Raw genomic sequence first — 7,616 nt, 5'->3', positions numbered from 1 at the left:
AAATCGAATATCGGACACACCTCGGCCGCCGCCGGTGTCGGCGGCGTGATCAAGATGGTGCAGGCCATGCGCCACGGCGTGCTGCCGAAGACGCTGCACGTGGATGCGCCTACGCCCCACGTGGATTGGTCGGCCGGCACGGTCGAACTGCTGCGCGAGAGCGTGGCCTGGCCGGCCGGCGAACGGGTGCGGCGCGCCGGGGTGTCCTCGTTCGGCGCCAGCGGCACCAACGCGCACGTCATCGTCGAGGAAGCACCGACGGCCGTGGACGATGCGACCGCGGACGACCGGGACACCCCGGAGCCCGAGACGGAACCCACGGCAATAACAGAACATCCGGTCACCTCCGAAGCCGTAGCCCTGGTGATTTCGGCGCATTCGGACGCGGCGCTCGCCGGACAAGCCGAACGACTGCGCCGGGCGATGATGGCCGATCCGGCCACGGATCCCCGCGACATCGCCTACTCGCTGGTGACCTCCCGCGCCCGCCTGGAGCGGCGCGGCGCGGTCGTCGCTCGCGACCGGGAACAGCTGCTCGCCGGCCTGGCCGCGCTGGCCGCCGACGAGACCGTGCCCGGCGCCGAGGTGGTCAGGGGCGGCCCGGTACCGGGCCGCACCGCGCTGCTGTTCACCGGGCAGGGCGCGCAGCGTCCGGGGATGGGCCGCGCGTTGTACGCGGCGTTCCCGGTCTTCGCGTCCGCGCTGGACGAGGTGTGCGCCGAGTTCGACCCGCTGCTCGGGCGATCGCTGCGTGAGGTGATGTTCGCCGACGGTGACGGTGCGCTCCTGGCCCGCACCGAGTTCACCCAGCCGGCCTTGTTCGCCTTCGAGGTGGCGATGTACCGGCTCGTCGAATCGTTCGGGGTGCGCGCGGATGTGCTGCTCGGTCATTCGGTGGGCGAACTCGTCGCGGCGTATGTGGCCGGGATCTGGTCGCTACCGGAGGCCTGCGCGCTGGTCGCCGCGCGTGGACGCCTGATGGGGGCGCTGCCGTCCGGCGGTGCGATGCTGGCGGTGGCGGCCGGCGAGACCGAGGCGAGTGAACTCCTCGCCGACTACCAGGGCAGGCTCTCGCTCGCGGCGGTGAATGGTCCGGCCGCCGTGGTGCTCTCCGGCGACGCGGACGCGGTGGACGAGATCGAACAGCGGTTCGGTGAACGCGGCCGAAAGACGAACCGGCTGCGGGTGAGCCATGCGTTCCACTCCGCGCGCATGGAACCGATGCTGGACGAGTTCCGCGCCGTCGCCGCGGGACTGGACTACCGGGAGCCGGCGATCCCGATCGTGTCGAACGTGACCGGGGCGGTCGCAGGCACCGAACTCACCGATCCGGCGTATTGGGTGAATCAGGTGCGTGCCGCGGTCCGGTTCGCGCCCGGGGTGCAGGCGGCGGCCGCGACCGGGGTCCGCCGTTTCCTGGAAGTCGGACCCGATGCCGTTCTCGCCGCGATGACTCGCCAGACCTTGGCCGAGGACCCGGCCGTGGAGTCCGCAGCGGTCGTCGCGGCGGCCGCGCGCCGCGACACCGACGAGACCGTGCAGTTCACCGCGTTCCTGGCCACGGCCGATCGGGCGGGCCTCGAGGTGGATTGGCTGCCGATGTACGCCGGACGCGAGGTGCGCCGGGTTCCGTTGCCCACCTATGCCTTCGACCGGCAGCGGTACTGGCTGGCGCCCACCGACGGCCTCGGCGATCTGACCCGGGCCGGTCTGATGGCGATCGACCACCCGATGCTCGCCGCGGCGGTCGCCATGGCGGGCACCGGCGAGTGGCTGTTCACCGGACGTCTGTCGACGTCGACGCAGACCTGGATCGCCGATCACACCGTCTTCGGCGCGGTGCTGCTGCCCGGAACCGCCTTCGTGGAGCTGGCGTTGGCCGCCGGATCGCGGCTGGGGGCGGAACTCGTCGACGAGCTGGTGCTCGAGGCGCCGCTGCGGGTCGAGGACGGGGCCGAGATCGATATCCAGATCAGCGTCGAAGCTCCCGATGAGGAGGGGCACCGGCGTTTCGTCATCGGCTCCCGGCTCGCCGGCGAGCCAGGCGAGAGCGGGACCACCCACGCCCGTGGTGTGCTCGCGGCCGCGCCCACCGGCGAGGATGATCTGAGCGGCATGGACGTGGAGCTGCCCGACGACGACCTCGCCGCCGCGGCACTCTACGACGACCTCGCCGCCCGCGGCCTCGCCTACGGCCCGGCCTTCCGTGGGGTGCGCGGTCTGCGGCGTCTCGGTGACGAGGTCGTCGCCGAGGTACGTCTACCCGCCGAGGCGGGCACCGACACCGCGCGTTTCGGCATCCACCCGGCACTGCTGGACGCCGCGCTGCATGCCGCGGTCGAGGAACTCGGCGCCGATCTCGCGCCGGGAGCCGTGCCGCTGCCGTTCTCGTTCACCGGGGTCCGGCTGCTCCGTCCGGGCGCGTCGGCGGTACGGGTGCGGATCGCCGACCTCGGTGCCGACGGCGTGCGGCTCGAGCTGCGGGACGAGGCGGGAGCGCTGGTGGCGACGGTCGCCGCCGTGCGCGCGCGCCCGATGGATCGCCGGGACTTCGACACCGCGTCGTCCGCGGTGCGTCGCGGGCTCTACGACCTGCGGTGGGTAGAGACCGAAACCGATTCCACCGCAACGGCTTCAGCGTCGCGGCTGGTAGCGATCGGCGCGGGGCCGCTGACCGGATTCGATATGCTCTCGGATCTCACTGTCCCCGCATCCGCGAGCCCGGCGACACCGGCATCGGCGGGCGCTGTTTCGGCTGACGCCACGACCGACGAGGCCACAGTGACTGTGTGGTTCGCCGACACGCAGGCCGTCGGCCCGGATGGCGTCGCGTCCCCGGAGGAGATCCGCCGAGGTGTGCGCACCGCGGTGACGACACTGCGCTCCTGGTTGGGCGCGGCGGACGCGCGGGATCGGCTGGTCGTCGTCACCCGTAACGGCGCGGGTCTGCCGGGGGAGAGCCCCGACCTCACCGCGGCCGCGATCCGCGGCCTGCTGCGCAGCGCCCAATCCGAGCATCCCGGCCGAATCGTGCTGCTGGACATCGACGCCGACACCGCGGTGACGCCCGCGCTGGTCACCGCCGCGCTCGCCGCCGGCGACGGGCAACTCGCGGTGCGCGAGGACAGATTGCTCACCGCGCGGCTGGTACGCGCCGAAACCAGCCCGACCGCCGGCCCGGACTTCGGCTCCGGGACCGTCCTGATCACCGGCGGCACCAGCGGTCTCGGCGCGATGGTGGCCGTGCATCTGGCCGCCGAGCACCAGGTGCGCGATCTGGTACTGGTCTCGCGGCGGGGTCCCGCCGCCGACGGCGTCGCCGAACTGACCGCGCGGCTGTCGGAACTCGGCGCCCGGCCCAAGGTGCTGGCCTGCGATGTGAGCGACCGCGCCGCCCTGCGCGCCCTGCTCGACGAGATCGCCGACGGACCCGCGCTCAGTGCGGTCGTCCACGCGGCGGGCGTACTGGACGATGCCACCCTCGACCAGCTCACCGACGAGCAGATCGACCGAGTGCTCGCGCCCAAAGTCGACGCCGCGCTGCATCTACACGAACTCACCCGCGAGGCGCCGCTGTCGGCCTTCGTGCTGTTCTCCTCCGTCGCGGCTGTGCTCGGCTCGGCCGGCCAGGGCAATTACGCCGCCGCGAACACCGTGCTCGACGCGCTGGCCCGGCAGCGGAACACCGACGGCCTGCCCGCGATCGCGGTGGCCTGGGGACCCTGGAGCCCCGACGGTGGCATGACGGCGCAGCTGGGCGCCGCCGCCGTGGCGAGGCTGTCGCGCATGGGATTGCGGAGCCTGTCGCCGGAGTTCGGGTTGTCGCTGCTGGACGCCGTGGTCGGCGCCGGCTCGGCCTTCCTCGCCGCCGTCGATCTCGACACCACGGCACTGGCGGTACAGGCCCGGGCCGGCCTGCTTCCCGAGGTCCTGCGGACCCTGGTCACCGCACCGCGCCGTGCCGGTCACGGTGGCGTCGATCTCGCGCGCCGGTTGGCCGCGGTCGAGGCGGCCGAGCGGGACGCGGTGGTCTCGTCCTTCGTGCGGGAACAGATCGCCGAGGTGCTCGGCTTCGCCTCCGCCGACGCCATCGACCCCGGTAAACCCTTCTCCGACATGGGTTTCGACTCGCTCGGCGCGGTGGAGTTCCGCAACCGGCTGAACAAGGCCACCGGACTGCGGCTGCCGTCGACGCTCGTGTTCGACTACCCGACCTCGGCCGCCGTGGCCGGGTACCTGCGAACCCGGCTCGAGGGCGCGGTCGCGGCCACGGCCCGTCCGCGCGGCCGTGACCGGGTGGAGGAGCCCATCGCCATCGTCGGTATGGCCTGCCGGTATCCCGGTGGCGTCGGCTCCGCCGATGAGCTGTGGGATCTGGTGTCCTCGGGGTCCGATGCCATCAGCGGATTCCCCGCCGATCGCGGCTGGGATCTGAACCGGCTGATCCACCCCGATCCCGACCACCCCGGCACCTCCTACGCCGCCGAAGGCGGGTTCCTCACCGGAGCCGCTGATTTCGACGCCGGGTTCTTCGGCATCGGACCGCGTGAAGCCATGGCGATGGACCCGCAGCAGCGGCTGTTGCTCGAAGTGTCCTGGGAGGCACTCGAACACGCGGGTATCGACCCGACCTCCCTGCGCGGCAGCGATACCGGTGTGTACACCGGCGTCATGTACCAGGACTACGAGGTCCTCACCCGCAGCGCCGGTCCCGAGGCCGAGGGGTACATCGGGACCGGCGCGGCGAGCAGCGTCATCTCCGGCCGGGTCGCGTATGCGCTGGGTTTGGAAGGACCCGCCATGACGGTCGACACCGCGTGCTCATCGTCCTTGGTCGCGTTGCATGTGGCCTGTCGCGCGCTGCGGCAAGGGGAGAGCTCACTGGCGCTGGTCGGCGGCGCGACCGTGATGTCGACGCCGATGGTGTTCGTGGAATTCTCCCGGCAGCGTGGCCTGGCTCCGGACGGGCGCTGCAAGTCGTTCTCGGCCGCCGCCGACGGCGTGGCCTGGGCCGAGGGCGCCGCCGTGCTGGTGGTGGAACGGCTCTCGGACGCGATTCGCCACGGCCACAATGTGCTCGCCGTCGTCCGCGGCAGTGCGGTCAATCAGGACGGTGCGAGCAATGGGCTCACCGCCCCCAACGGTCCCTCCCAGGAGCGGGTGATCGCGGCCGCGCTGGCCGACGCCGATCTGCGCCCGCAGGATGTGGACGTGGTGGAGGCGCACGGCACCGGCACCGCGCTCGGCGACCCGATCGAGGCACAGGCCTTGATCGCCGCCTACGGCCAAGACCGCGCCGATCGGCCCTTGCGGGTGGGCGCGCTCAAATCCAATATCGGCCACACCCAGGCCGCGGCCGGCGTCGGCGGCGTGATCAAGGTCGTGCAGGCCCTGCGCCATGAGCGACTGCCGAAAACCCTGCACTTGGACGAGCCGACGCCGCATGTGGATTGGTCGGCGGGGTCGGTGCGGGTGGTGTCCGAGCACGAACCGTGGCCCGCGGGGGACCGGGTGCGCCGGGCGGGGGTCTCGTCGTTCGGCATCAGCGGGACCAACGCGCACGTGATCATCGAAGAGGCCCCCACGCCGAAGGTCACCGGACCGGCGGCGGAAACCGGCAGCGATGCTCCCGCGATACCGCTGGTGATCTCCGCACGGACCGAGGTGGCGCTGCGTGCGCAAGCGGACCGGTTGCGTGGCTGGTTGACCGAGCACCCCGACGCGGACACGTGGTCGGTGGCCCGATCGCTGCTGGATTCGCGCGCCCTGCTGGACCGGCGCGCGGCCGTGATCGGCACCGATCGCGAGGAACTGTTGAGTGGTCTAGCGGCATCGGCGTCGGGCCTGACCGCACCGGGCGTGGTCGACGGCGGCCCGGTGCCGGGACGCACGGCGGTGCTGTTCACCGGCGGCGGTGCCCAGCGCGTCGGCATGGGGGCCGAGCTGCATCGGAGTTTCCCCGTCTTCGCGGCGGCCCTGGACGAGGTGTGCGCCGAATTCGACGGTCTTCTCGGCGGATCGCTGCGGGAGGTGATGTTCACCGATCCCGATGGCCTGCTGGATCAGATGGCCTGGATGCAACCCGCACTCTTCGCGTTCGAGATCGCGATGTTCCGCCTGCTCGAATCCTTCGGCCTCACGACCGATTTCGTCGCCGGCCATTCCCTGGGCGAGCTGACCTCGGCGTACGTCGCGGGAGTCTGGTCGCTCGCCGATGCGTGCGCGCTGGTGGCCGCCCGCGGCAGGCTGATGGGCGCGGTGCCAGGCGGGGGCGCCATGCTCGCGGCCGCCGTTTCGGAAACCGAGGCGCGGCGTCTGCTGTCCGACTACCAGGACCGGGTATCGCTCGGCGCGGTGAACGGGCCGGAATCGGTGGTCTTCTCCGGTCAGGCCGAAGCCGTTGCCGAACTCCGCCGGCAGCTGACCGACCAGGGGCACAAGAACACGCTGCTGCGCATCTCGCACGCCTCGCACTCACTGCTGATGGAACCGATCCTGGCGGAATTCCGCGCGGTGGCAGCAGGTCTGACCTACCGGTCCCCACAGATCCCCATCGTGTCGAATGTGACCGGTGAGCAAGCCGGTGAGCAGATCTGCGATCCCGAATACTGGGTGCGCCACCTGCGCGGGTGCGTCCGGTTCGCGCCAGGGGTGAACACACTGATCGAATCCGGTGTCCGACGGTTCGTCGAGGTGGGCCCGGATGCCGCGCTCACCGCCATGGTCCGCGAATGCCTGGCCGAGCGGGCCGATGCCGCCGCGCGCTCGGTCGTCATCGCCACGTCCCGACGCGCTGTCGGGGAGAACACTCAGGTCGTGACAGCACTCGCTTCTGCATATCTCAGCGGGCTGACTGTGGACCTGTCGCGGCTGTCCTCCCGTCCGGTCGAGGGACGGGTATCCTTGCCCACCTACGCATTCCAGCACCAGCGGTACTGGGTGCATCCGATCGCGTCCTCCGCGAGTGGCTCGTTCGGGCATCCGCTACTGACCGACGCGACGCCGTTGGCCGGCCGTGACGAATGGCTGTTCAGTGGCCGGATTTCGGCCCGGACTCTTCCGTGGATCACCGACCACGCGGTATTCGGCACAGTCGTCCTTCCCGCGACCGCATTCGTCGAATCGGTGCTCGCGGCCGGTGCGCATCTGAATCTCGCATCGATCGAGGAACTCGTGCTGAAGGCGCCGTTGACCATCGGCGACGGCGCCGAGGTCGAACTCCAGCTGAACATCGGCGCACCCGATGACGCTGGGCGCCGGGAATTCGCGGTGTACTCGCGCACCGCGAGCAACACCGACCAGGCAGACGAGCGGCCGTGGGTGCAGCACGTCAACGGCGCACTGGCCGACGCCGCCGGCCATGCCACCGGCTGGACCGCACCGAGCTGGCCGCCCTCGGCAGCGCCGGTTGCGGACGACTCCTTCTACGACCGCCTGGCCGAGCGCGGATTCGACTACGGCCCGGCCTTCCAGGGCGTGACCGCGCGCTGGACCACCGGCACGCAGGTGTTCGCCGAGGTGTCGCTCGAGGAATCGGTGCGCGGATCGTCGGCTGCCTACGGCGTGCACCCGGCGCTGCTGGATGCCTGCCTCCAGCTGGCCATCGACGGCCTGAG

The 7,616-nt window shown here is 71.5% G+C and carries 1 protein-coding gene; it reads left to right on the top strand.

Features of this window, described 5'->3' with window-relative positions; translation table 11 throughout:
• On the top strand, nt 1-7,616 hold a 7,616-nt coding region (locus RJ05_RS32025), incomplete at both ends, for a type I polyketide synthase (RefSeq protein WP_217999021.1).

The organism is Nocardia cyriacigeorgica NBRC 100375 (assembly GCF_000308555.1).
Taxonomy (GTDB): domain Bacteria; phylum Actinomycetota; class Actinomycetes; order Mycobacteriales; family Mycobacteriaceae; genus Nocardia; species Nocardia cyriacigeorgica.
This window is presented reverse-complemented; position numbering and strand designations above follow the sequence as displayed.